This is a genomic window from Kitasatospora sp. NPDC056783 (assembly GCF_042789895.1).
In the GTDB taxonomy this organism is placed as follows: Bacteria; Actinomycetota; Actinomycetes; order Streptomycetales; family Streptomycetaceae; genus Kitasatospora.
Window position 1 is genome coordinate 15,443 of record NZ_JBHUAF010000032.1, and the last position, 21,353, is coordinate 36,795.

A 21,353-nucleotide genomic window follows, 5' to 3' on the forward strand; every position below is an offset into this window, starting at 1 on the left:
CTGGGCGGGCGACCCGGCCGTACCGTTCGTACGTTCGCCGAGAGACTCAGCTGTCCTGCTTCAGCGCCTCGATCGAGCGGGCGGTGACCTCGTCCACCTTGCCGAGGGCCGAGATGGTCGCCACCAGGCCCTGCTGGACGTAGTACTCGACGATCGGCTCGGTCTCCGTGTGGTAGACCTCCAGGCGCGTGCGCACCTTGTCCTCGGTGTCGTCCGAGCGCTGGTACAGCTCGCCGCCGCACTCGTCGCAGACGCCGTCGACCTTCGGCGGGTTGTAGTCCACGTGGAAGACGTGGCCCCCGTCGTTGCGGCACAGGCGGCGCCCGGCGATCCGACGGACGACCTCGTCCTCGGGGACCTCCAGGTCCAGCACCCCGTCCAGCTTGATGCCCTGCTCGGCGAGGAACTCGTCCAGCGCCTTGGCCTGCCCCAGGTTGCGGGGGAAGCCGTCGAGCAGGAAGCCGTTGGCGGCGTCCTCCTGGAGCATCCGGTCCTTGGCCATCCCGATGGTGACCTCGTCCGGCACCAGGTGTCCCGCGTCCATGTAGCTCTTCGCCTCGAGCCCCAGCGGGGTGCCCTGGCTGATGTTGGCACGGAACAGGTCGCCGGTGGAGATGTGGGGGATGGACAGGGTCTTGGCGAGCAGGTGCGCCTGAGTACCCTTCCCGGCCCCGGGAGGACCAACGAGGACGATACGCATCAGCGGAGGAACCCTTCGTAATTGCGCTGCTGGAGCTGGCTCTCGATCTGCTTCACAGTTTCGAGTCCGACGCCGACGACGATGAGCACACTGGTGCCGCCGAACGGGAAGTTGGTCTGCTGTCCGAAGGCGACCAGGGCGATCATCGGGATCAACGCGATCAGGCCCAGGTAGAGCGAACCCGGCCACGTGATGCGGGTGAGCACGTAGTTCAGGTACTCGGCCGTCGGTCGGCCGGCCCGGATGCCCGGGATGAACCCACCATACTTCTTCATGTTGTCGGCAACTTCTTCGGGGTTGAAGGAGATGGCGACGTAGAAGAAGGCGAAGAAGACGATCAGCAGGAAGTAGGTGGCCATGTAGATCGGGTGGTCACCCTTGACGAAGTTCGTCCGGATCCACGTGGCCCATCCCGCCTGGCTGTTGGTCAGCTGGACCACCAGGGCCGGGATGTACAGCAGCGACGAGGCGAAGATGACCGGGATGACACCGGCCTGGTTCACCTTGAGCGGGATGTAGGTCGAGGTGCCGCCGAAGGCCCGGCGGCCGATCATCCGCTTCGCGTACTGGACCGGGATCCGGCGCTGTGCCTGCTCCACGAAGATGACCAGCATCACGACGATGACGCCGACCGCGATCACGGAGAGGAACTCGACCCAGCCGCCACCGATGGTGCCGGTGGTCTTGATGTTCCACATGCTGGAGGGGAACTGCGCCGCGATCGAGGTGAAGATCAGCAGCGACATGCCGTTGCCGATGCCGCGGTCGGTGATCAGCTCGCCCAGCCACATGATGACCGTGGTGCCCGCGGTCATGGTGAGCACCATGACCGCGATCCGGAACACGCCGGTGTCCGGGACGATCTGGTTGGCCAGCGGGCAGCCGGAGAAGAGCGCGCCGCTGGAGGCCGTCGCCACGATGCCGGTGCCCTGGAGCACCGCGAGCGCGATGGTCAGGTACCGGGTGTACTGGGTGATCTTCGCCTGGCCGGCCTGTCCCTCCTTCTTCAGCATCTCCAGTCGCGGGATCACGACGGTGAGGAGCTGGAGGATGATGCTCGCCGTGATGTACGGCATGATGCCGAGGGCGAAGATCGTCAGCTGGAGGAGCGCGCCCCCGCTGAACAGGTTGACGAGTCCGAAGAGGCCGCTGTTCTTCGTGTCCTTCACACACTCGTTCACGGCCGTGAAACTCACGCCGGGAATCGGAATGTGCGAGCCCAGCCGGAACAGCACCATGATGCCCAGCGTGAACAGCAGCTTCTTGCGCAGGTCGGGCGTCTGGAACGCCCGCGCGAACGCACTGAGCACGGTGCCTCCTGCGCCTCCCGCGCGTCGTCGGCGGGAGGGTCGGTCCTGAATGGGGAGTTTGCGGTTCGGATTCCCGTACAGACGGCACAGGCGAGCCTACGCGCAGCCTACAAGGGAACCCCACGGACTCTAACAGTGCGCAGCCACTCGGAAGAAGCGCGTACTGCCCCTCCCCCACGCATGGGGTACGGGATGCCCGGTTTTGCCACACAAAAGAACGAGCCCCGACACGGCCGGGAACCACCGCCGGAAAGGGGGAGGGTCGGGGAAACGGCGCGAGCCCCGCACCTCCCGAAGGAGGTGCGGGGCTCGCGAGCCGGAGTCAGCGGGCTCAGATGAGCTCGGTGACCGTACCGCCGGCGGCGGTGATCTTCTCGGCGGCCGAACCGGAGACGGCGTCCACCGCCACCTGGAGGGCGACCGAGATCTCGCCGGTGCCGAGCACCTTGACGAGGGAGTTCTTGCGAACCGCGCCCTTGGCGACCAGGTCCTCGACCGTGACCTCGCCACCCTGCGGGTAGAGCTCGGCCAGCTTGTCCAGGTTCACCACCTGGAACGTGATCTTGAACGGGTTCTTGAAGCCCTTCAGCTTCGGCAGACGCATGTGGAGCGGCATCTGGCCACCCTCGAAGCGCTGCGGAACCTGGTAGCGGGCCTTGGTGCCCTTGGTACCACGACCAGCGGTCTTACCCTTGGAGCCCTCACCACGACCCACGCGGATCTTGTCGGTCTTGGCACCCGGGGCGGGCCGCAGGTTGTGGATCTTGATCGGGTTGTCGCCCATGATCAGTCCACCTCCTCAACCGTCACCAGGTGACGGACCGTCTGGGCCATCCCGCGGATCTCGGGACGGTCCTCCTTCACCACGACGTCGTGCATGCGCTTGAGGCCAAGCGTGCGCAGGGTGTCGCGGTGGTTCTGCTTGCTGCCGATGTACGACTTGGTCTGCGTGATCTTCAGGCGAGCCATCAGGCGCTCACCCCAGCAGCACGCGCCCGCAGCAGAGCGGCGGGGGCCACGTCCTCCAGCGGCAGGCCACGACGGGCGGCGATCTCCTCGGGGCGCACGAGGCCCTTCAGAGCGGCCACGGTGGCGTGCACGATGTTGATCGCGTTGTCCGAGCCGAGCGACTTCGACAGGATGTCGTGGATGCCGGCGCACTCCAGGACGGCGCGCACCGGACCACCGGCGATAACACCGGTACCGGGGGCGGCGGGCTTCAGCAGCACGACGCCGGCGGCCTTCTCACCCTGGATCGGGTGCGGGATGGTGCCCTGGATACGGGGGACCTTGAAGAAGTTCTTCTTGGCCTCCTCAACACCCTTGGCGATGGCGGCCGGAACCTCCTTCGCCTTCCCGTAACCGACACCCACGGTGCCGTCACCGTCGCCCACCACGACCAGCGCGGTGAAGCTGAAGCGACGACCACCCTTGACAACCTTGGCGACACGGTTGATCGCGACAACGCGCTCGACGTAAGCGGTCTTCTCGACGGCGGGGGCGTTGCCCCGGTCGTCACGCTTACGGTCGCGCCGCTCGCCACCGCCGGTGCCACCGCCGGCGCCGCTACCGCGGCGCTGGGGTCCAGCCATTGGAATTACCTCTCTCGATTACGTCCGTCGACTGAGTCGACGAGCGGGCTTAGAAGTCGAGCCCGGCCTCGCGAGCCGCGTCCGCCAGGGCGGCGATGCGGCCGGCGTACCGGTTGCCCGCGCGGTCGAAGACGACCGACTCGATGCCGGCAGCCTTGGCGCGCTCGGCGACCAGGCTCCCGACCTTCTTGGCCAGCTCGGTCTTGTCGCCCTCGGCGCCCTTGATGGACACGTCGAGGGTGGACGCCGACGCCAGGGTGTGACCCTTGGCGTCGTCGATGACCTGGGCGACCATGTGACGGTTCGAGCGCGTCACGACGAGGCGCGGACGCACCTCGGTGCCGACGACGCGCTTGCGAACGCGGATCGCGCGGCGCTTGCGAGCGGCGCTCTTGTAGGCGTTGCCCTTGCCGATCTTGACAGAGACACTCATCGCTTACTTACCACTCTTTCCGACCTTGCGGCGGATGACCTCGCCCGCGTACTTGACGCCCTTGGCCTTGTACGGGTCGGGCTTGCGCAGCTTGCGGATCTTCGCGGCGACCTCGCCGACCTTCTGCTTGTCGATGCCGTCCACGTGGAACTTGGTGGGCGACTCGACGACGAAGGAGATGCCCTCCGGCGCGGTGACCAGGATCGGGTGGCTGTAGCCGAGCTGGAACTCCATGTCGGAGCCCTTCGCAGCGACACGGTAACCAACACCGCTGATCTCCAGCGACTTGCGGTAGCCCGCGGTCACGCCGGTGATCATGTTCGCCACCAGCGTGCGGGTCAGGCCGTGCAGGGCCTTCGACAGACGCTCGTCGTTGGGGCGGGTGACAGCCAGAGTGCCGTCCTCGCCCTTGCCGATCTCGATCGGCGCGGCGACGACGTGGGTGAGCGAGCCCTTCGGGCCCTTCACCGAGACCGCCTGGCCATCGATGGTGACGTCCACGCCAGCGGGGACCTGGATGGGCAGCCGTCCAATGCGCGACATTGCTGTACCTCCGTTTCCCGAATTACCAGACGTAGGCGAGAACTTCTCCGCCTACGCCCTTCTTGGCGGCCTGCTTGTCGGTCAGGAGGCCGGAGGACGTGGAGATGATCGCCACGCCCAGGCCGCCGAGAACCTTCGGCAGGTTGGTGGACTTTGCGTAAACGCGCAGACCCGGCTTGCTGATGCGCTTGATGCCGGCGATGGAGCGCTCACGGTTGGGGCCGAACTTGAGCTCGATGGTCAGCTTCTTGCCGACCTCGCCCTCAGCGGGCTCCTCAACCTTGTAGGAGGAGATGTAACCCTCCTGCTGCAGGATCTGGGCGACGTGCGCCTTGATCTTGCTGGCCGGCATCGCCACGGAGTCGTGGTACGCCGAGTTCGCGTTACGCAGACGCGTGAGCATGTCTGCGATGGGGTCGGTCATGGTCATGATGGCCTCAGGCCTCTCTCGCCATGGTTTCTCCGCACCAGGTCCCCCTTCCGCACTCTTCCGAGTCCGGCAGGGGCACAAGCGCAGGGGACCTATGACGTAGTAAGACTGGGTGCGAGCCCTCTCAGAAGAGGACCACGGGCATCCATGGGGAAGCCGCGGCAGGGGGCCCGACCCCACTACCTTACGGGAATCCGCGCGGTAGGCCCAAAACGGACCGGTGTGGGATCGGGCACCTCTGCGTCGCTGTGTGCCTAAAGCGCCTGGATTACCAGGAGCTCTTGGTCACGCCCGGCAGCTCGCCGCGGTGCGCCATCTCACGGAGGCAGACACGGCACAGGCCGAACTTGCGGTACACCGAGTGCGGACGGCCGCAGCGCTGGCACCGGGTGTAGGCCCGGACGCCGAACTTCGGCTTGCGCTCGGACTTCGCGATGAGGGACTTCTTCGCCATTGGCTCACGCCTCCTTGAACGGGAAGCCCAGAGCGCGCAGGAGCGCCCGGCCCTCGTCGTCGGTCTGAGCGGTGGTCACGACGGTGATGTCCATACCGCGCTGACGGTCGACCTTGTCCTGGTCGATCTCGTGGAACATAACCTGCTCGGTCAGACCGAAGGTGTAGTTGCCACGGCCGTCGAACTGCTTCGGGGAGAGGCCACGGAAGTCACGGATGCGCGGCAGGGCCAGCGACACCAGACGGTCCAGGAACTCCCACATGCGGTCACCACGGAGGGTGACGTGCGTGCCGATCGGCTGGCCCTCGCGCAGCTTGAACTGCGCGATGGACTTGCGGGCCTTGGTCACGGCCGGCTTCTGACCGGTGATCGCGGTCAGGTCGCGGATCGCGCCCTCGATCAGCTTGCTGTCACGGGCGGCCTCGCCGACACCCATGTTGACGACGACCTTGACCAGGCCGGGCGTCAGCATGACGTTCTCGTACGAGAACTGCTCCTGCAGCTGACCCTTGATCTCGGAGTTGTAACGCTCCTTGAGACGGGGGGTCACCTTCTCAACAGTCGTCTCAGACATCAGATGTCCTCACCGGTTCGCTTGGCAACGCGAATCTTGTTGCCCTCGTCATCGAAGCGGTAGCCAACGCGGGTGACGACCTTCTTGCCGTCCTTCTCCACGACCAGCTGGACGTTGGAGACGTGCACCGGGGCCTCGACGGTGACGATGCCACCCTGAGTGCCCGGGCCCGGCTTGGTGTGCTTCTTGACCCGGTTCACACCCTCGACCAGGACCTTGTTCTCGGCGGGCATGGCCTGGATGACCTTGCCCTGCTTGCCGCGGTCCTTGCCGGTGATGACCTGAACCAGGTCACCCTTCTTGATCTTCATGCTGTTCGCCATGAGTTAGAGCACCTCCGGCGCAAGCGAGATGATCTTCATGAACTTCTTGTCACGCAGCTCACGGCCGACCGGGCCGAAGATGCGGGTGCCACGGGGGTCACCGTCGGTGTTCTTCAGAACGACCGCGGCGTTCTCGTCGAAGCGGATGTACGAGCCATCCGGACGACGACGCGACTTCACGGTACGGACGACGACGCACTTGACGACGTCACCCTTCTTCACCGAACCGCCGGGGATCGCGTCCTTGACGGTCGCGACGATGACGTCCCCGATACCGGCGTAGCGGCGACCGGAACCACCGAGAACGCGGATGCAAAGGATTTCCTTCGCGCCCGTGTTGTCGGCGACACGCAGTCGCGACTCCTGCTGGATCACAGCTTTCTCCTGATCGTCAACGAGAGCTGACGGGCCGGCCGCTGCTCACACCAGCGCCCGCGAGGGGCCTGGTGCACATACGGCCGTACCACATCAACTTCGTTACTTGGCCTTCTCGAGGATCTCGACGACGCGCCAGCGCTTCGTCGCGGACAGCGGGCGGGTCTCCGCGAGGAGGACCCGGTCGCCGATGCCGCAGGCGTTCGCCTCGTCGTGCGCCTTCAGCTTGTTCGTACGGCGGATGACCTTGCCGTACAGAGCGTGCTTGACGCGGTCCTCGACGGCGACGACGACGGTCTTGTCCATCTTGTCGCTGACGACGAGACCCTCACGGGTCTTGCGGAAACCGCGCGTCTCGTTGGTGTTCTCAGTCATCAGGCGCTCTCCACCGTCTCGATGCCCAGCTCGCGCTCGCGCATCAGGGTGTAGATCCGCGCGATGTCCTTGCGGACGAGCTTCAGCCGTCCGTGGTTGTCGAGCTGCCCGGTCGCCGCCTGGAAGCGGAGGTTGAACAGCTCCTCCTTGGCCTCACGGAGCTTGGCAACGAGACCCTCGTTGTCCAGCTCGCGGAGGTCAGCAGCCTTGGTGCCGGCCGACATCAGCTCTCACCTGCCTCGCGCCGGATGATCCGGCACTTCATCGGGAGCTTGTGAGCTGCGCGGGTCAGCGCCTCACGAGCCACCTTCTCGTTGGGGTACGACAGCTCGAACATGACCCGACCCGGGTGCACGTTCGCGATCCACCACTCGGGCGAACCCTTACCGGAACCCATGCGGGTCTCAGCCGGCTTCTTGGTCAGCGGGCGGTCCGGGTAGATGTTGATCCAGACCTTGCCGCCACGCTTGATGTGACGGGTGACGGCGATACGAGCGGACTCGATCTGCCGGTTCGTCACGTAGGCCGGGGTCACGGCCTGGATGCCGTACTCGCCGAACGCGAGCTCGGTGCCACCCTTGGCGGCGCCACGGCGCTTCGGGTGGTGCTGCTTGCGGTGCTTGACCCTACGGGGGATCAGCATTGGGGTCAGGCCTCCGTTCCGGTGTTCTCGGCGGCCGGGGCCTCGACGGCCGCGGCCGCGGGGGCCTCGGCAGCGGCGGGGCGACGGCCGCGGCCACCGCGCTCGCCACCACGGCGGTCGCCACCGCGGGCGGGACGACCACCCTCGGGACGGGCCGGGCGGTTGCCCGAGCGGGCAGCGGCGTTCTCAGCGCGGACCTCGGCGATGTTCTTGACGTCGCCCTTGTAGATCCAGACCTTCACGCCGATGCGGCCGAAGGTGGTCTTGGCCTCGAAGAAGCCGTAGTCGACGTTCGCACGCAGGGTGTGCAGCGGCACGCGACCCTCGCGGTAGAACTCCGAACGGCTCATCTCGGCGCCGCCGAGACGACCGGAGCACTGGACCTTGATGCCCTTGGCGCCGGACTTCATGGTGCCCTGCATCGACTTGCGCATGGCACGGCGGAAGGAGACGCGGGAGGACAGCTGCTCCGCGACGCCCTGAGCCACGAGCTGGGCGTCCAGCTCGGGGTTCTTGACCTCGAGGATGTTCAGCTGGACCTGCTTGCCGGTCAGCTTCTCCAGGTTGCCCCGGATCTTGTCGGCCTCCGCGCCGCGGCGGCCGATCACGATGCCCGGACGGGCGGTGTGGATGTCCACGCGGACGCGGTCACGGGTGCGCTCGATCTCGACCTTGGAGATGCCGGCGCGCTCCATGCCCTTCGTCATGAGACGACGGATGGCGACGTCTTCCTTGACGTAGTCCTTGTACAGCTTGTCGGCGTACCAGCGGGACTTGAAGTCCGTGCTGATGCCGAGGCGGAACCCGTGCGGGTTAACCTTCTGGCCCATTACCGGGTCCCTTCCTTGCTGCTGACGACCACGGTGATGTGGCTGGTCCGCTTGCGGATCCGGTAGGCACGGCCCTGGGCACGCGGACGGAACCGCTTCAGGGTCGGGCCCTCGTCAACGTACGCCTCGGAGATGTAGAGGTCGTCCACGTTGGAGTGGTTGTAGTTGTGCGCGGCGTTGGCAATGGCGCTGTCGAGCACCTTGCCGACCGGCACGGTGGCGGCCTGCGGAGCGAAACGCAGGACGGCCTGGGCCTCCGTGGCATTCAAGCCACGGATGAGGTCCACCACGCGGCGGGCCTTCATGGGCGTGACGCGGATGTACCGCGCCTGGGCCCTGGCTTCCATGGTTGTCCCCTTGCTGGTGTAAGTCATTGAGTCGGTAATCTCGCTGGCGACTAGCGACGCTTCGACTTGCGGTCGTCCTTGACGTGACCGCGGAACGTACGCGTCGGCGCGAACTCGCCGAGCTTGTGGCCGACCATCGACTCGGTGACGAACACCGGGACGTGCTTACGGCCATCGTGCACCGCGATCGTGTGGCCGAGCATGGCCGGGAAGATCACGGAGCGACGGGACCAGGTCTTGATGACGTTCTGGGTACCCGCCTCGTTCTGCGCGTCCACCTTCTTGAGAAGGTGGCCGTCGATGAAGGGGCCCTTCTTGAGACTGCGCGGCATCTGACCTGCTCCTAGCGCTTCTTGTTGGTCTTGCGGCGGCGCACGATGAGAGCGTCCGACGCCTTCTTCGGGCGACGGGTACGACCCTCCTTCTGGCCCCACGGCGAGACCGGGTGGCGACCACCGGAGGTCTTACCCTCACCACCACCGTGCGGGTGGTCGATCGGGTTCATGGCCACACCACGCACGGTCGGGCGGACGCCCTTCCAGCGCATACGGCCGGCCTTGCCCCAGTTGATGTTCGACTGCTCGGCGTTGCCGACCTCGCCGACGGTGGCGCGGCAGCGCGCGTCAACCAGGCGGATCTCACCGGAGGGCATGCGCAGGTGCGCCATCTTGCCCTCACGCGCCAGCAGCTGGATGCCGGAGCCGGCGGAGCGGGCCAGCTTGGCACCGCCGCCGGGACGCAGCTCCACCGCGTGGATGGTGGTACCGACCGGGATGTTGCGCAGCGGCAGGTTGTTGCCCGGCTTGATGTCGGCGCCAGCGCCGTTCTCGATCCGGTCACCCTGCGCGATGCCGCGCGGCGCGATGATGTAGCGCTTCTCGCCGTCCGCGTAGTGCAGGAGCGCGATGCGCGCGGTGCGGTTCGGGTCGTACTCGATGTGAGCGACCTTCGCCGGCACGCCGTCCTTGTCGTGACGACGGAAGTCGATCACGCGGTAGGCGCGCTTGTGTCCGCCACCCTGGTGGCGAACGGTGATCCGACCGGCGTTGTTACGGCCGCCCTTGCTGTGCAGGGGGCGGACCAGCGACTTCTCCGGAGTGGACCGCGTGATCTCTACGAAGTCGGCCACGCTGGAGCCACGACGGCCCGGCGTAGTCGGCTTGTACTTGCGGATGCCCATTTGGCTCTCTCGTCCTCGTCCTTATCGACGATCACGATCCCCGTTAGGAGACCGGACCACCGAAGATGTCGATGCGGTTGCCCTCGGCCAGCGTCACGATGGCGCGCTTGGTGTCCTTGCGCTTGCCAAAGCCCGTCTTGGAGCGCTTGCGCTTGCCCTGACGGTTGATCGTGTTGACAGCCTCGACCTTGACCGAGAAGACCGCCTCGACGGCCTGCTTGATCTGGGTCTTGTTGGCGCCCGGCGACACGATGAACGTGTACTTGTTCTCGTCGAGAAGGCTGTAGCTCTTCTCGGAGATGACCGGCTTCACCAGGACGTCACGGGGGTCCGTGAACGTCTTGCTCGTAACGTCGCTCATCAGGCGGCGCTCCCTTCGAGCTCGCCCTCAGCGGCAACGGCCTTGGCGGACGCGGCCGGACCGGCCACGAAACGCTCGAAGGCGGCCTGGGTGAAGACCACATCGTCGGAGACGAGCACGTCGTAGGTGTTCAGCTGACCGGCGTCCAGGATGTGCACGTGCGGCAGGTTGCGAGCGGACTTCAGGCCCAGCTCGTCCTCGCGCTCGACGACCAGGAGGACGTTCTTGCGCTCGGTGATCTTGCCGAACAGACCCTTGGCGGCCTTGGTCGACGGCGCCTCGGTCGCGGTCACGTCGGTGACGACGTGAATGCGGTTGTGGCGGGCCCGGTCGGTGAGCGCGCTGCGCAGGGCGGCGGCGATCATCTTCTTCGGGGTCCGCTGCGAGTAGTCGCGCGGCACGGGACCGTGCACGACGCCACCGCCGGCGAACTGCGGCGCACGGGTCGAGCCCTGACGGGCGCGGCCGGTGCCCTTCTGGCGGTACGGCTTCTTGCCGCCACCGCGGACCTCGCCACGAGTCTTGGTCTTGTGGGTGCCCTGACGGGCCGCAGCGAGCTGCGCCACGACGACCTGGTGCATCAGCGGAACGCTGACCTTCGCGTCGAAGATCTCGGCCGGCAGCTCGAGGCTGCCGGTCTTGTCGCCAGCAGGCGACAGGATGTCAATGGTGCTCATGTCCTTCACAGCCCCTTCGCCGCGGTGCGGACGAGGACGAGGCCGCCGTTCGGACCCGGGACGGCGCCCTTGATCAGGAGCAGCCCCTTCTCCGCGTCAACGGCATGGATGGTCAGGTTCTGGGTGGTCACACGCTCGTGGCCCATCCGGCCGGCCATCCTCACGCCCTTGAACACGCGACCCGGGGTGGCGCAGCCACCGATCGAGCCGGGCGAGCGGTGCTTGCGCTGCACACCGTGACCGGCGCCGAGGCCCCGGAAGTTGTGGCGCTTCATGACACCGGCGAAGCCCTTGCCCTTGGAGGTGCCGGTCACGTCGACCTTGACACCCGCCTCGAACAGCTCCGCGGTGATCTCCTGGCCGAGGGTGTACTCGGAGGCGTCCGAGGTACGGAGCTCGACCAGGTGGCGGCGCGGGGTGACACCGGCCTTGGCGAAGTGACCCGCGAGGGGCTTGTTCACCTTGCGCGGGTCGATCTCGCCGAAGCCGATCTGGACGGCGTCGTAGCCGGCCGGGCTGTCGGCGGTGTGGACCTGGGTCACGACATTCGGCCCAGCCTTGACGACGGTCACCGGGACGACCCGGTTGTTCTCGTCCCAGACCTGGGTCATGCCGAGCTTCTCGCCCAGGATGCCCTTAATCTGCTTAGCCATCTTCGGTGCGCCTCTCAGAGCTTGATCTCGATGTCGACGCCAGCCGGCAGGTCGAGACGCATGAGCGAGTCAACCGTCTTCGGCGTGGGGTCGAGGATGTCGATCAGACGCTTGTGAGTGCGCATCTCGAAGTGCTCGCGCGAGTCCTTGTACTTGTGCGGCGAGCGGATGACGCAGTACACGTTCTTCTCAGTGGGCAGCGGCACCGGGCCCGCGACCTGCGCACCAGTACGAATCACCGTCTCGACGATCTTCTTCGCCGAGGAGTCGATGACCTCGTGGTCGTAGGCCTTGAGCCGGATGCGGATCTTCTGTCCCGCCATGGCTACTCAGTAGTCCTTTGTCCTTAGTCACTGCACGACTCCCCCGCCGACCCCCGCGCTCGGGCGTGTCGCACTCGCGCTTGCAAAAAACCGGCGAAGTACTTCGTCGGTTTCAAACTTTCCAGGGTGGGGAGAGCCGGATCGAGGCCCCGCGTACGCTTCCCGGAAGATTCCCGTACTTTCGCCCCGCAGCTGCCGTGGCGTAGAACTCACGCTTGACGGCCATCACGGGAACGACGAGTACATGGGACTCGCTTCCGGTCCTCCCGGCGGGAGGCGCGCAGCATCGGCAACTCAACCGAGCAACTTGGACATACTGCCACACGGAGCAGTCCGGATGCCAATCGGGGCCGGTGAGACCCCTCCTCACCGGCCCCGATCGGGTGACCCGCTGGTCAGGCCTTGCGCCAGAGCACCCAGCCGCGCTCCAGGTTGTACTTCGTGATGTACCAGCCCGGCCTCGGATTCGGCCAGCTGGCCTGCGGCGGGGCGTCCTTGTCGGCGGCCGTCGCCAGGACGGCGGTGGCCCGCTCCGGCAGGGCGTTCCCGGCCTTCAGGTCCTCGGTCCAGACCCGCCCCCAGTAGACCTCGTAGGTCAGCGCCATCCGGGCGTCCCAGTTGAGGTTCCCGTCCATGACCACGTTGTCGTCCTTGCGCAGCCCGGCCTCCTTGTACAGGCCGACCGCCTCGTACTTGCGGGCCTTGCCGTGCGGCACGGAGACGTTGTCGGTGACGGTGACCGTCGCGTAGGCGGCGAACATCGTCACGCAGCCCACCACCGCCGCGACCACCCGGCGCCCGCCGGCCATCCGCAGCAGCAGGCAGGCGGCCAGCACCGCCAGCGCTCCGACGGTCGTCCGGGCCATGTGCAGGCCCTCCCAGGCCGAGGCCAGGAACATCGCGTCCGGCACCGTCCAGGAACTGACCCAGAGCTTGAGCGCGGAGCCCGCGTACGCGCCGACCGAGACCTGGATGACCCCGATCACCACCGCGCCGACGCCGGCCAGCCACAGCAGCGAGCGACCGGACGCCCGGAACAGCGCGGCCAGGCCGACCACCAGGAACAGCGGCACCAGCACCGCGCAGTACCGGGCGTACACCCAGTTGTCGATCCGGTCGTTGTCCGCCAGGCCGGCCGCGGAGGCCAGCGCGGTGCCGAACAGCATGGCGACCATGGTGAAGGCCACCACCCGCTCGGCCACCGAGTACCGGCGCCGGAACACGACCGCCACGCACAGCACGAAGGCGATCGCCCCGAAGCCGTACGTCGAGGTCATGAAGTACCAGAGCTGCCCGAAGGTGCGGGCGATGATCGTGCCGCGGTACTGCGGGTCCCCCAGGTTCTCGAAGACCTTGTTGCCGACGCTGCTCGGCGGCACGTCCTTGAACTGGCCCTCGACGAAGCGGGCCAGCAGCTTGGCCCCCAGGAAGGACACCCCGAGCCCGCCGGCCCCGGCCAGCGAGGCGAGCCGCGGCGCCCAGCCGAAGGCCAGCACCACGACCAGCACCAGCGCGGTCAGCGCCACGACCACGCCGCCCCGGTCGTGGGTGGCCATCGAGTAGCCGGCCGCCAGGCCCATCGTCACCGCGTACAGCGCGCGCCGGCGCGGCGAGCCGGGCGAGAGCCAGCCGTGCATCGCGAGCAGCCAGACCAGCAGGAGCACCGGGAGAACGGTGTCCGACATGACGAACTGGGAGTAGAAGACCACCGGCGGCACCAGCGCCACGGCGGTGCCCACCAGGTACGCGTTCCGCCGGGACAGGCCCAGCCGGCGCGCCGCCACCACGGCCAGCGGGAACACCAGCGCGTTGAGCACCGCGTTGATGCCCATGATCAGGTGGTACGCGGCGGCCGGGTTGTCGGCGATCCGCAGCGCCGGCGAGATCAGCAGCGGGTACCCGCCCGGGATCACCACCCCGACCGGCATCTCGGTCGCCGGCCGGCCGGCCAGCACCCGCGCTATCACCAGGTACGAGTCCTCGTCGGCGTGCACCGACGGGAAGGAGTTGTGGATCGACAGCGCCAGGCGGAACACCACCTGCCCGCCGTAGCCGAGCAGCAGGGCCACCGGCCAGAACCAGCGGTGGGCGGCCAGCACCCGCAGCCGGGCCCGCACGGCCGGGGCCAGGGTGTCGGGCGCGTTCCCGCCGCCGTCCTCACCCCGGCCCGGCCCGTCGGAGGTGTGGGCGGAGTCGATCAGCGGCTGCACCGGGACACTTCCCTACTTGTGTGAGTTGACGACCGCGTCATGTACGACAACGACCGGCCCCCAGACAGCAGTTCACCTTCGGGTGGCTGCGCCTCGGAGCCGGTCGCGGGGATCGGGCCCAGCGCCCTGGGCCCGGCGCCCTAATGCCGCTGCCCGCCGGTCAGCGCGTGGCGGACCAGCACCTTGGCCCCGCCCGTCTGGCCGCGCTTCAGCGCACCCGGCAGCATGGTCAGCGCGTGCAGGCGGGAGGCGCTGCGGAACCGGGCCGCACGGGCGGCCTTCGGCCAGCCGCGGGCGCTCATCCGCTCGGCCACCGCGTTGAAGTACCGCTCCGCCTCGGTGAACCGGGTGCCGGAGAAGGCCTGGACCGAGGACTCGCTGACGGCGTGCCGACGGTACTGGAAGACGACGGTGGTGTTGTCCACCATCATCTGCTCGCCGCGCTCCAGCAGGTCGACGACCAGGGCCAGGTCCTGGATCACCGAGTACTCGTCCCGGAAGTTGACCGCGCGCAGCGCCTCGCCCCGCCAGCAGATCGACGGGAAGTAGAGCCAGTTGCCGCGCAGCACGCTGGCGGCCAGTTCCTCGCCGCCCATCAGCCGCCGGCCCTTGACCGTCGGCGCGTAGAGCTTCTCCTTGACGTTGTCCGCCAGGCCGGAGCCGACCGCTCCGTCGCCGTCGATGACCTCGACGCCCGGCTGCACCATGCCCAGGTCCGGGTTGGCCTTGAGGATGCCCCGGACGGTCTCCAGGTAGTGCGGGTGCAGCAGGTCGTCACAGCCCATGATGACCACGTGGTCGGCCGTGGACAGCTCCACGCACTTCTGGAAGTTCTTGGTGATGCCGAGGTTCTGCTCGTTGCGCAGGTAGGTCACCCGGTCGTCGCCGAGCCCGGCGAACCAGCCCGGGACGTCCGGCTCCTTGCCGTCGTCGACGACGGTGAGCCGCAGGTCCGGATCGGTCTGGGCGAGGATGCTCCGCACCGCGGCCTGCATCAGCGCGACGTCACCGTAGTACGGCAGCATGAACTCGAAGGTCGCCATGGGTTCAGGCCTTGCTGCGGTCGACCGGCGCGGAGATCGGCAGGTCGAGGTCGAAGCGCTCCTCGTTCAGCCGGGCGCCCTCGTTGATGGCCACGGTGCGCGCCAGGTCGGTGAGCTTCTTCTCCAGCGAGCGGAAGCGCAGGAAGGTGTTCAGCGTCAGGAAGCCCATCGCCAGCACCATCCCGTACAGCACCAGGTCGGTGCCGCGGCCGACGCCGAGCTGGTGGGCCAGCCAGGTCACGTCGGTGGGACGCAGCACCGCGTAGATGTTCACGATCACGAAGACCGAGAACGCGATCCGCTTCCAGGCGCGGGTGTTGGCACGGTCCCAACGCCGGATGAACATGAAGGCGAGAGAGACCGAGCCGAGAATGAGAACGAGCTGGATCCAGAAGAATTTCATCGGCGGCTACGCTCCCGCAGCGAGATGTCGAAGATGATGTTGACGCCGTTGATCAGGGACTGACCCTTGGCGCGTGAGTAGTCGGTGTACAGGATGTCCACCGGAAGCTCGGCGACCCGCAGGTCGGAACCGGCCAGGAAGCTGACGATCTCCGACGCGTGCGCCATGCCGTTCATGGTGATCCGCAGCCGGCCGGCGGCCTCGCGGTTCAGCACGCGCAGGCCGTTGTGGGCGTCGGTGAGCTTGAGCTTGCGCGCGGTCGGGCTGACGGTCGCCGCGGTGCGCAGGACGACCCGCTTGATCCACGGCACCTGGCCGTTCTGCTCGATGAAGCGCGAGCCGAGGACCACGTCCACCTCGCCCTCCCGCAGCAGGGCGACCATCTTCTCGACGTCCGCGGTCTGGTGCTGGCCGTCCGCGTCGAAGGTGGCGAAGTACTTGGCACCGGGCTGGGCCAGGGCGTACGCGAGACCGGTCTGCAGGGCCGCGCCCTGGCCGAGGTTGACCGGGTGGCGCACCAGGTGCGCGCCGGTCTCCATGATGTGCTTGGCCGAGTCGTCGCCGCTGCCGTCATCGACCACGACGATGTTCGGGAACGTCTTTCGCGCCCCCTCCACAACGTCGGCGATCACCTGGCCCTCGTTGTAGGCCGGGATCACCAGCCAAACATCGTCGTACTGGGACACGGAGGCTCCATGAATGGGGTCTGGCCCGCGCTGCTGCGCGGCGATCTGAAGATGGGGGGCGGACACGGTCATTCACCGGCCGTACGGCTGCTCAACACCGCGGTGTCCCGGTCCCCCGACTGCTGGACGGAACCGGCGGAAGTCGTCGCCGAACGGGCGAAGCTCTGCCTCAGAACCGCCAGCATACCGAGGACGGTGGCCACCGAACCGGCCGTGTACGCAAGGATCACGCGGGTGGACACCTCTCCCGGCAGGAAGGTCACCCCCGCGAGGACCGCGGTTCCGACCGCCCAGCAGAGCAGCTGAAGGTTGTGCCGCTTGAATACCATCAGCGCCTGTCCGAGCACCATCGCGAACATGTACGCGACGGTTCCGGCGGACAGCCAGAAGAAGTCGAGGCAGCCGAGCACCGGCTTGGCGCCGAACAGCACCTGGATCAGCCACGGGCCGAGGGCGACCGCGGGGATTCCGCCGAGCACGCCCAGCGCGCCCACCACGACGCCGATCTTCTTGAGCATCCCGGTGAAGGCGGCCCGGTCGCCGACCGCGATCGCGGCGGAGAGGCCGTTCAGCAGCGAGGCCTGGAGCGAGCCGAAGACGAACAGCGGCACCCGGGCCAGCACCAGCGCGTTGAGCAGCGCGGCGATCAGCGCGGAGTCGGAGGGCGCGAGCAGCTTGGTGCTCATCACCGCGGCGTTCACCACGACCTGCGAGAGCAGCGTGGAACAGATCAGCAGGCCCAGCCCGGAGCAGAGTTCGGACCAGCCGATCTGCTCGCCGGGCTTGGCCGCGCGCAGCAGCGGCGGCAGGGTGACGATCGTCGCGAGGATCGGCGCGATCGCCAGGATCAGGCTGAACGCGAGCGCCGAGTGCACCCCGGCCACGCCGAAGGCGAGGGCCAGGCCGATCCGCAGACCGCCGTCCAGGCCGAGCTGGGTGCCGTACGCGCCGAAGCGGCCGAGTCCGGCCAGCACGCCGCGGGTGACGTAGCAGACGGCCATGCCGGTGAAGGCCCCGCCGAGTGCCAGCACCAGCGAGCGGTCACCGTGGAACATCCCCCGGGCGATCGGGCCGGAGGCGGCGGCGAGGGCGGCCAGGGTCACGGCGAGGATCCCGCCGGCGAGGAGGGTCGCCCGGCGCAGCACCGGCGCGGCGCCGTGGCCGAGCACCGCGCGCGCCGAGACGATCCGGGTGAGCTCCTGCTCGATCGGGAAGAAGACGCCGATGCCGACGGACATCACGATCGTCCACAGCAGCGAGACCTTCGCCATGTCGTCGACCGACAGGCTGTGGCCCGCCACCCCGAGGTGGATGTAGGAGGCGGCGCCCAATACGACGGTGCCGCCGCCCACCGCCAGGGTTCCCGGCGGCAGCGCGGCAGCCACCTTCGTCAGGGGGTTCTTCACTGAGGTCTGTCGCTCTCCGTGGTCCGGGCCGTGGCGGCCAGTTCGGCGAAGACGGGTCGGGTCAGGGCCTCGGCCAGCATCGTCCGCCACTCGGGCAGCGGCGCCAGCCCGGCGGCCGACCAGCGGTCGTGGGCCAGCACGCTGAACGCCGGCCGGGCGGCCGGGCGGACGAAGGCCTCCGAGGTGGTCGGGCGGATCCGCTCCGGGTCCAGCCCGCTCAGCGCGTAGGTCTCTCGGGCCAGTCCGCACCAGGTGGTCCGGCCGCTCGCCGTGCCGTGGTACACCCCGGCCGGAGCCTGCCCGGCGAGCGCGGCCCGGCCGAGCTCGACCAGGCGGCCGGCCAGCGCGTACGACCAGGTCGGCTGGCCGTGCTGGTCGTCCACCACGTCCAGGGTGTCCCGCTGGGCGGCGAGCTTGAGCATGGTGGCCACGAAGTTCGGGCCGTGCTCGCCGTACAGCCAGGCGGTGCGCACGACGTAGCCGTGCTCGGGGAGCAGTTCGGCGACCGCCCGCTCCCCCACCAGCTTGCCGCGGCCGTACGCGTTCACCGGCGCGGTCGGGGCGTCCTCCGGGCAGGGCTCGGTGGCGTCGCCCGGCAGGACGTAGTCGGTGGAGACGTGCAGCAGCCGCGCGCCGGTCCCGGCGCAGGCCGCGGCCAGGAGGCGCACGCCGGTGCCGTTGACGGCGGTGGCGGCGTCCTCCTCGGCCTCCGCGCCGTCGACGTTCGTCCACGCGGCGCAGTTGACCACGATGTCGTGGCCCTCGACGGCGGCCTGCACGGCCGCGGCGTCGGTGATGTCGAGGTCCGCCCGGCGCAGCGCGGTGATCTCGGCGGACGGGTCGGCGCCCAGCACCGACAGCAGGTCCTGCCCGAGCATCCCGGCCGCACCGGTGACCAGCCAGCGCACCCGGCCGGCGGCGTTCGCGGTCACTTGGCCAGGGCCGCCTTCTGCTTCAGCGGCTCCCACCAGGCGCGGTTCTCGCGGTACCAGGCGATGGTCGCGGCGAGACCGTCCTCGAAGCGGACCTGCGGCTCGTAGCCGAGCTCCTCGCGGATCTTGCTGATGTCGATCGAGTAGCGCAGGTCGTGGCCCTTGCGGTCCTCGACGTGCTCGACCATGTCCCAGCCGGCGCCGGCGGCCTCCAGCAGCAGGCCGGTCAGCTCCTTGTTGGTCGCCTCGGTGCCGCCGCCGATGTTGTAGACCTCGCCCGCGCGGCCGCCGCGCATGACCAGCTCGATGCCCCGGCAGTGGTCCGAGACGTGCAGCCAGTCGCGGACGTTGCCACCGTCGCCGTACAGCGGCACCTTCTTGCCGTCGATCAGGTTGGTGGTGAACAGCGGGATGACCTTCTCCGGGAACTGGTAGTGCCCGTAGTTGTTGGAGCAGCGGGTCACCACGACGTCCATGCCGTGGGTGCGGTGGTAGGCCAGCGCCAGCAGGTCGGAGGAGGCCTTGGAGGCCGAGTACGGGGAGTTCGGCTCCAGCGGCCAGGTCTCGGTCCAGGAGCCCTCGTTGATCGAGCCGTACACCTCGTCGGTGGAGATGTGCACGAAGCGGCCGACGCCGTGCTTGCGGGCGGCGTCGAGCAGCACCTGGGTGCCGACGACGTTGGTCAGCACGAACGGGCCCGCGCCGGCGATCGAGCGGTCCACGTGGGACTCGGCGGCGAAGTGCACCACCACGTCGTGACCGGGCATGACCTGGTCGACGGCGTCCACGTCGCAGATGTCACCCTGGACGAAGGTGTAGCCCTGGTGGCCGGCCACCGGGGCCAGGTTCTCCAGGACACCCGAGTAGGTGAGCTTGTCAAAGACGGTGATCCGGGCGCTCTCGTCAGCCCCGAGAAGCTGACGGACGAACTCCGAACCGATGAATCCGGCGCCGCCGGTCACGAGGATGCGCATAATGCGCGTAGTCTACCGCCGCCCGAACGCCCTCCTGCCCCGGCCCCTACCGCGTTCGCGATCTCGAATAGGGTGCTTCCATGCGTGGAATCCTCCTGGCCGGCGGCACCGGCTCGCGGCTGTGGCCGCTGACCCGTGCGGTGTCGAAGCAGCTCCTCCCGGTCTTCGACAAGCCGATGATCTACTACCCTCTCTCGACCCTCGTGATGGCCGGGATCAGCGAGATCCTGATCATCACCACCCCGAACGACCGGGACCAGTTCGAGCGGTTGCTGGGCGACGGTTCCCAGTTCGGACTGAAGCTCCAGTACGCCGTCCAGGAGAAGCCCGAGGGCATCGCCCAGGCCTTCGTGCTCGGTGCGGACTTCATCGGTGACGAGCCGGTGGCGCTGATCCTCGGCGACAACATCTTCCACGGCAGCGGCCTCGGCACCCGGCTCACCGAGCACTCCGACATCAAGGGCGGCCGGGTCTTCGCGTACCCGGTGGCCGACCCGACCGCGTACGGCGTGGTCGAGTTCGACGAGACCGGCCAGGTCATCTCCATCGAGGAGAAGCCGACCGAGCCCAAGTCCCGGTACGCCGTCCCCGGCCTGTACTTCTACGACAACCGGGTCGTCGAGATCGCCCGCAACCTGAAGCCGAGCGCCCGCGGCGAGCTGGAGATCACCGCCGTCAACGACGCGTACCTGCGCACCGGCGACCTGCACGTGACGATCCTCGACCGCGGCACCGCCTGGCTGGACACCGGCACGTTCGTGTCGATGGTCCAGGCCTCGGAGTTCGTCCGGGTCATCGAGGAGCGCCAGGGCTTCAAGATCGGCTGCATCGAGGAGGCCGTCTGGCGGGCCGGGCTGATCGACGACGCCCAGCTGCGCGAGCTCGCCGAGCCGCTGCTGAAGAGCGGGTACGGCCAGTACCTGCTGGGACTGCTCGAAGAGGCGGCCGCCAAGTGAAGTTCCGCGAGCTCTCCATCGAGGGCGCCTTCGAGATCACCCCGCAGGTGCACGGCGACGCCCGCGGCCACTTCACCGAGTGGTACCGGTTCGACCTCCTCGCCGAGGTCGTCGGCCACCCGCTGAACCTGGCCCAGGCCAACCTGTCGCTGTCGGCCAAGGACGTCGTGCGCGGCATCCACTTCGCCGACGTCCCGCCCGGCCAGGCCAAGTACGTCGCGTGCACCCGCGGCGCGGTGCTGGACGTCATCGTCGACCTGCGGGTCGGCTCGCCGAACTTCGGGAAGTGGGAGTTCGTCCGGCTGGACGACACCGAGCGGAAGGCCGTCTACATCCCCGAGGGCCTCGGCCACGGCTTCTGCGCCCTCACCGACGACGCCACGCTGACCTACCTCTGCTCGGCGACGTACAACCCGACCGGTGAGCACGGCGTGCACCCGCTGGACCCGGAGCTCGGCATCGAGTGGCCGACCGACGCCCCGCAGCTCTCGGCCCGCGACGCGGTGGCGCCCACCCTCTCGGAGGCCCTCGCCGGTGGCCTGCTGCCGGACTACCAGGCGTGCAAGGCCTACACGGACTCGCTGAAGCAGCGGTAGCGGCGACCTGACCGACGGAGGGGG

32 protein-coding genes are annotated in these 21,353 nt (G+C 68.2%); 2 read left to right on the forward strand and 30 right to left on the reverse strand.

The genetic code is table 11. From position 1 onward, the window contains the following. Positions 1–46 precede the first annotated feature (46 nt). The 30 genes from ACFRMQ_RS07790 to rfbB all read right to left on the reverse strand — a co-directional run bounded on the left by ACFRMQ_RS07790 (position 47) and on the right by rfbB (position 19,777). Positions 47–700 carry an adenylate kinase gene (locus tag ACFRMQ_RS07790; protein WP_380699608.1) on the reverse strand — a complete coding sequence of 218 codons (654 nt, stop codon included), beginning with the start codon at positions 698–700 and terminating at the stop codon, positions 47–49. Continuing rightward, positions 700–2,010: a preprotein translocase subunit SecY gene (gene secY, locus ACFRMQ_RS07795; RefSeq protein ID WP_316523511.1), complete on the reverse strand. Its 1,311-nt coding sequence runs from the start codon at positions 2,008–2,010 to the stop codon at positions 700–702. The genes ACFRMQ_RS07790 and secY overlap by 1 nt, the downstream gene beginning before the upstream one ends. 331 nt (positions 2,011–2,341) lie before the next feature. Continuing rightward, positions 2,342–2,794 (reverse strand): 50S ribosomal protein L15, encoded by a 453-nt coding sequence (gene rplO, locus ACFRMQ_RS07800; RefSeq protein WP_380728081.1) that lies wholly within the window; start codon positions 2,792–2,794, stop codon positions 2,342–2,344. 2 nt (positions 2,795–2,796) lie between these two features. Continuing rightward, positions 2,797–2,979 carry a 50S ribosomal protein L30 gene (gene rpmD, locus ACFRMQ_RS07805; RefSeq protein ID WP_188301632.1) on the reverse strand — a complete coding sequence of 61 codons (183 nt, stop codon included), beginning with the start codon at positions 2,977–2,979 and terminating at the stop codon, positions 2,797–2,799. Continuing rightward, positions 2,979–3,602 carry a 30S ribosomal protein S5 gene (gene rpsE / locus ACFRMQ_RS07810; RefSeq protein WP_030055834.1) on the reverse strand — a complete coding sequence of 208 codons (624 nt, stop codon included), beginning with the start codon at positions 3,600–3,602 and terminating at the stop codon, positions 2,979–2,981. Before rpsE ends, rpmD begins: the two co-directional genes overlap by 1 nt. A 49-nt stretch (positions 3,603–3,651) precedes the next feature. Next, entirely contained in the window at positions 3,652–4,035 is a 384-nt protein-coding gene (gene rplR / locus ACFRMQ_RS07815) for a 50S ribosomal protein L18 (protein WP_030280785.1), read from the reverse strand. A 3-nt stretch (positions 4,036–4,038) separates the two neighbouring features. Continuing rightward, positions 4,039–4,578: a 50S ribosomal protein L6 gene (gene rplF, locus ACFRMQ_RS07820; RefSeq protein WP_380728084.1), complete on the reverse strand. Its 540-nt coding sequence runs from the start codon at positions 4,576–4,578 to the stop codon at positions 4,039–4,041. Between the two features lie 22 nt (positions 4,579–4,600). Continuing rightward, entirely contained in the window at positions 4,601–5,008 is a 408-nt protein-coding gene (gene rpsH, locus ACFRMQ_RS07825; protein WP_030280781.1) for a 30S ribosomal protein S8, read from the reverse strand. A gap of 268 nt (positions 5,009–5,276) precedes the next feature. After that, positions 5,277–5,462, reverse strand: a complete 186-nt coding sequence (locus ACFRMQ_RS07830) for a type Z 30S ribosomal protein S14 (protein ID WP_030055830.1) — start codon at positions 5,460–5,462, stop codon at positions 5,277–5,279. A 4-nt stretch (positions 5,463–5,466) separates the two neighbouring features. Beyond that, positions 5,467–6,036, reverse strand: a complete 570-nt coding sequence (gene rplE / locus ACFRMQ_RS07835; RefSeq protein ID WP_030393302.1) for a 50S ribosomal protein L5 — start codon at positions 6,034–6,036, stop codon at positions 5,467–5,469. Next, positions 6,036–6,347 (reverse strand): 50S ribosomal protein L24, encoded by a 312-nt coding sequence (gene rplX / locus ACFRMQ_RS07840; RefSeq protein WP_030055828.1) that lies wholly within the window; start codon positions 6,345–6,347, stop codon positions 6,036–6,038. Before rplX ends, rplE begins: the two co-directional genes overlap by 1 nt. 15 nt (positions 6,348–6,362) lie before the next feature. Next, positions 6,363–6,734 carry a 50S ribosomal protein L14 gene (rplN, locus tag ACFRMQ_RS07845; RefSeq protein WP_030393301.1) on the reverse strand — a complete coding sequence of 124 codons (372 nt, stop codon included), beginning with the start codon at positions 6,732–6,734 and terminating at the stop codon, positions 6,363–6,365. Positions 6,735–6,836: 102 nt separating this feature from the next. Next, positions 6,837–7,109: a 30S ribosomal protein S17 gene (rpsQ, locus tag ACFRMQ_RS07850; protein ID WP_030055826.1), complete on the reverse strand. Its 273-nt coding sequence runs from the start codon at positions 7,107–7,109 to the stop codon at positions 6,837–6,839. Continuing rightward, on the reverse strand, positions 7,109–7,333 hold the full coding sequence (gene rpmC / locus ACFRMQ_RS07855) for a 50S ribosomal protein L29 (protein WP_049649042.1): 225 nt from the start codon (positions 7,331–7,333) through the stop codon (positions 7,109–7,111). Before rpmC ends, rpsQ begins: the two co-directional genes overlap by 1 nt. After that, positions 7,333–7,752 carry a 50S ribosomal protein L16 gene (gene rplP / locus ACFRMQ_RS07860; protein WP_030055824.1) on the reverse strand — a complete coding sequence of 140 codons (420 nt, stop codon included), beginning with the start codon at positions 7,750–7,752 and terminating at the stop codon, positions 7,333–7,335. Before rplP ends, rpmC begins: the two co-directional genes overlap by 1 nt. A 5-nt stretch (positions 7,753–7,757) precedes the next feature. Then, complete coding sequence (gene rpsC, locus ACFRMQ_RS07865; protein WP_380728086.1) at positions 7,758–8,582, reverse strand: 30S ribosomal protein S3; 825 nt, start codon at positions 8,580–8,582, stop codon at positions 7,758–7,760. Then, positions 8,582–8,929 carry a 50S ribosomal protein L22 gene (rplV, locus tag ACFRMQ_RS07870; RefSeq protein WP_030232471.1) on the reverse strand — a complete coding sequence of 116 codons (348 nt, stop codon included), beginning with the start codon at positions 8,927–8,929 and terminating at the stop codon, positions 8,582–8,584. Before rplV ends, rpsC begins: the two co-directional genes overlap by 1 nt. 50 nt (positions 8,930–8,979) lie before the next feature. After that, complete coding sequence (rpsS, locus tag ACFRMQ_RS07875; RefSeq protein ID WP_030055821.1) at positions 8,980–9,261, reverse strand: 30S ribosomal protein S19; 282 nt, start codon at positions 9,259–9,261, stop codon at positions 8,980–8,982. 11 nt (positions 9,262–9,272) lie between these two features. After that, positions 9,273–10,109 (reverse strand): 50S ribosomal protein L2, encoded by an 837-nt coding sequence (rplB, locus tag ACFRMQ_RS07880; protein ID WP_320440637.1) that lies wholly within the window; start codon positions 10,107–10,109, stop codon positions 9,273–9,275. A gap of 43 nt (positions 10,110–10,152) precedes the next feature. Then, positions 10,153–10,470, reverse strand: coding sequence for a 50S ribosomal protein L23 (gene rplW, locus ACFRMQ_RS07885; protein ID WP_030280768.1), 318 nt, complete (start codon positions 10,468–10,470; stop codon positions 10,153–10,155). Next, a complete protein-coding gene (gene rplD / locus ACFRMQ_RS07890) occupies positions 10,470–11,147 on the reverse strand; it encodes a 50S ribosomal protein L4 (protein WP_380728109.1) in 678 nt (225 codons plus the stop codon). The genes rplW and rplD overlap by 1 nt, the downstream gene beginning before the upstream one ends. Positions 11,148–11,152: 5 nt before the next feature. Next, positions 11,153–11,800, reverse strand: coding sequence for a 50S ribosomal protein L3 (gene rplC, locus ACFRMQ_RS07895; protein WP_380728088.1), 648 nt, complete (start codon positions 11,798–11,800; stop codon positions 11,153–11,155). A gap of 14 nt (positions 11,801–11,814) precedes the next feature. Then, positions 11,815–12,123 carry a 30S ribosomal protein S10 gene (gene rpsJ, locus ACFRMQ_RS07900; RefSeq protein ID WP_012785157.1) on the reverse strand — a complete coding sequence of 103 codons (309 nt, stop codon included), beginning with the start codon at positions 12,121–12,123 and terminating at the stop codon, positions 11,815–11,817. A 395-nt stretch (positions 12,124–12,518) separates the two neighbouring features. After that, a complete protein-coding gene (locus ACFRMQ_RS07905) occupies positions 12,519–14,333 on the reverse strand; it encodes a hypothetical protein (RefSeq protein WP_380728090.1) in 1,815 nt (604 codons plus the stop codon). A 140-nt stretch (positions 14,334–14,473) separates the two neighbouring features. Then, on the reverse strand, positions 14,474–15,376 hold the full coding sequence (locus ACFRMQ_RS07910; RefSeq protein ID WP_380728092.1) for a glycosyltransferase family 2 protein: 903 nt from the start codon (positions 15,374–15,376) through the stop codon (positions 14,474–14,476). Positions 15,377–15,380: 4 nt separating this feature from the next. Next, a complete protein-coding gene (locus tag ACFRMQ_RS07915; RefSeq protein WP_380699602.1) occupies positions 15,381–15,779 on the reverse strand; it encodes a DUF2304 domain-containing protein in 399 nt (132 codons plus the stop codon). Further along, complete coding sequence (locus ACFRMQ_RS07920) at positions 15,776–16,465, reverse strand: glycosyltransferase family 2 protein (protein ID WP_380728094.1); 690 nt, start codon at positions 16,463–16,465, stop codon at positions 15,776–15,778. Before ACFRMQ_RS07920 ends, ACFRMQ_RS07915 begins: the two co-directional genes overlap by 4 nt. A gap of 68 nt (positions 16,466–16,533) precedes the next feature. Beyond that, complete coding sequence (locus tag ACFRMQ_RS07925; RefSeq protein ID WP_380728096.1) at positions 16,534–17,871, reverse strand: lipopolysaccharide biosynthesis protein; 1,338 nt, start codon at positions 17,869–17,871, stop codon at positions 16,534–16,536. Then, positions 17,868–18,803, reverse strand: coding sequence for a dTDP-4-dehydrorhamnose reductase (gene rfbD / locus ACFRMQ_RS07930; RefSeq protein WP_380728098.1), 936 nt, complete (start codon positions 18,801–18,803; stop codon positions 17,868–17,870). Before rfbD ends, ACFRMQ_RS07925 begins: the two co-directional genes overlap by 4 nt. Next, on the reverse strand, positions 18,800–19,777 hold the full coding sequence (gene rfbB / locus ACFRMQ_RS07935) for a dTDP-glucose 4,6-dehydratase (protein ID WP_380728100.1): 978 nt from the start codon (positions 19,775–19,777) through the stop codon (positions 18,800–18,802). The genes rfbD and rfbB overlap by 4 nt, the downstream gene beginning before the upstream one ends. An 80-nt stretch (positions 19,778–19,857) precedes the next feature. On the opposite strand from rfbB, the gene rfbA reads away from it, so the two are divergent. Further along, positions 19,858–20,733: a glucose-1-phosphate thymidylyltransferase RfbA gene (gene rfbA / locus ACFRMQ_RS07940; protein WP_380728102.1), complete on the forward strand. Its 876-nt coding sequence runs from the start codon at positions 19,858–19,860 to the stop codon at positions 20,731–20,733. Next, on the forward strand, positions 20,730–21,329 hold the full coding sequence (gene rfbC / locus ACFRMQ_RS07945) for a dTDP-4-dehydrorhamnose 3,5-epimerase (protein WP_380728104.1): 600 nt from the start codon (positions 20,730–20,732) through the stop codon (positions 21,327–21,329). Before rfbA ends, rfbC begins: the two co-directional genes overlap by 4 nt. Positions 21,330–21,353: the final 24 nt, after the last annotated feature.

Excerpts from the sequence above, each read along its gene's own strand:
- ACFRMQ_RS07790 (WP_380699608.1), bottom strand. The coding sequence starts at position 700 with ATGCGTATCGTCCTCGTTGGTCCTCCCGGGGCCGGGAAGGGTACTCAG.
- rplO (WP_380728081.1), bottom strand. The coding sequence starts at position 2,794 with ATGGGCGACAACCCGATCAAGATCCACAACCTGCGGCCCGCCCCGGGT.
- rpmD (WP_188301632.1), bottom strand. The coding sequence starts at position 2,979 with ATGGCTCGCCTGAAGATCACGCAGACCAAGTCGTACATCGGCAGCAAG.
- rpsE (WP_030055834.1), bottom strand. The coding sequence starts at position 3,602 with ATGGCTGGACCCCAGCGCCGCGGTAGCGGCGCCGGCGGTGGCACCGGC.
- rplR (WP_030280785.1), bottom strand. The coding sequence starts at position 4,035 with ATGAGTGTCTCTGTCAAGATCGGCAAGGGCAACGCCTACAAGAGCGCC.
- rplF (WP_380728084.1), bottom strand. The coding sequence starts at position 4,578 with ATGTCGCGCATTGGACGGCTGCCCATCCAGGTCCCCGCTGGCGTGGAC.
- rpsH (WP_030280781.1), bottom strand. The coding sequence starts at position 5,008 with ATGACCATGACCGACCCCATCGCAGACATGCTCACGCGTCTGCGTAAC.
- ACFRMQ_RS07830 (WP_030055830.1), bottom strand. The coding sequence starts at position 5,462 with ATGGCGAAGAAGTCCCTCATCGCGAAGTCCGAGCGCAAGCCGAAGTTC.
- rplE (WP_030393302.1), bottom strand. The coding sequence starts at position 6,036 with ATGTCTGAGACGACTGTTGAGAAGGTGACCCCCCGTCTCAAGGAGCGT.
- rplX (WP_030055828.1), bottom strand. The coding sequence starts at position 6,347 with ATGAAGATCAAGAAGGGTGACCTGGTTCAGGTCATCACCGGCAAGGAC.
- rpsQ (WP_030055826.1), bottom strand. The coding sequence starts at position 7,109 with ATGACTGAGAACACCAACGAGACGCGCGGTTTCCGCAAGACCCGTGAG.
- rpmC (WP_049649042.1), bottom strand. The coding sequence starts at position 7,333 with ATGTCGGCCGGCACCAAGGCTGCTGACCTCCGCGAGCTGGACAACGAG.
- rplP (WP_030055824.1), bottom strand. The coding sequence starts at position 7,752 with ATGCTGATCCCCCGTAGGGTCAAGCACCGCAAGCAGCACCACCCGAAG.
- rpsC (WP_380728086.1), bottom strand. The coding sequence starts at position 8,582 with ATGGGCCAGAAGGTTAACCCGCACGGGTTCCGCCTCGGCATCAGCACG.
- rplV (WP_030232471.1), bottom strand. The coding sequence starts at position 8,929 with ATGGAAGCCAGGGCCCAGGCGCGGTACATCCGCGTCACGCCCATGAAG.
- rpsS (WP_030055821.1), bottom strand. The coding sequence starts at position 9,261 with ATGCCGCGCAGTCTCAAGAAGGGCCCCTTCATCGACGGCCACCTTCTC.
- rplB (WP_320440637.1), bottom strand. The coding sequence starts at position 10,109 with ATGGGCATCCGCAAGTACAAGCCGACTACGCCGGGCCGTCGTGGCTCC.
- rplW (WP_030280768.1), bottom strand. The coding sequence starts at position 10,470 with ATGAGCGACGTTACGAGCAAGACGTTCACGGACCCCCGTGACGTCCTG.
- rplD (WP_380728109.1), bottom strand. The coding sequence starts at position 11,147 with ATGAGCACCATTGACATCCTGTCGCCTGCTGGCGACAAGACCGGCAGC.
- rplC (WP_380728088.1), bottom strand. The coding sequence starts at position 11,800 with ATGGCTAAGCAGATTAAGGGCATCCTGGGCGAGAAGCTCGGCATGACC.
- rpsJ (WP_012785157.1), bottom strand. The coding sequence starts at position 12,123 with ATGGCGGGACAGAAGATCCGCATCCGGCTCAAGGCCTACGACCACGAG.
- ACFRMQ_RS07910 (WP_380728092.1), bottom strand. The coding sequence starts at position 15,376 with ATGGCGACCTTCGAGTTCATGCTGCCGTACTACGGTGACGTCGCGCTG.
- ACFRMQ_RS07915 (WP_380699602.1), bottom strand. The coding sequence starts at position 15,779 with ATGAAATTCTTCTGGATCCAGCTCGTTCTCATTCTCGGCTCGGTCTCT.
- rfbB (WP_380728100.1), bottom strand. The coding sequence starts at position 19,777 with ATGCGCATCCTCGTGACCGGCGGCGCCGGATTCATCGGTTCGGAGTTC.
- rfbA (WP_380728102.1), top strand. The coding sequence starts at position 19,858 with ATGCGTGGAATCCTCCTGGCCGGCGGCACCGGCTCGCGGCTGTGGCCG.